The 445-nt window shown below is 63.1% G+C and carries 1 protein-coding gene; it reads right to left on the reverse strand.

Annotated features, from left to right (window positions below):
• A partial coding sequence (locus JHD67_RS21470) for a DDE-type integrase/transposase/recombinase (RefSeq protein WP_199101170.1) occupies positions 1–445 on the reverse strand: 445 nt, incomplete at both ends.

Below are 445 nucleotides of genomic sequence, written 5' to 3' on the forward strand. Positions count from 1 at the left end.
TTGCCGTTGAAACTCTCGACGAAGCCGTTCTGCCACGGGCTACCCGGCGCAATGAAGGCGGGTCCGATGGCGGCGTCGCGCAACCAGCGCATCACCTTGGTCGCAGTGAATTCAGCGCCGTTGTCCGACCGCACGAAAGACGGCTTACCATACAGGCGCATTAGCCGCGACAAGGTCAGAATCACGTCCTGCGCCCGCAGGCTGGCGCCGACCTCAATGGCCAAGCATTCGCGGGTGTATTCGTCGATCACGCACAACAGCTTCAGGCTACGCCCATCGACCATTTGGTCATGGACGAAGTCGTAGCTCCATACCGCATTGGGTCGCACCGCGCCGGGCAGGCGAATGTCGCTGCCGCTACGCCGCCGCTTGGGCCGACGTCGCGGAATGTTCAAGCCAAGCGAACGCCACAGCCGCCGTACGCGCGCCTCACCCACATTCAACC

It is taken from the genome of Dyella sp. ASV21 (genome assembly GCF_016428975.1).
Taxonomy (GTDB): Bacteria; Pseudomonadota; Gammaproteobacteria; order Xanthomonadales; family Rhodanobacteraceae; genus Dyella.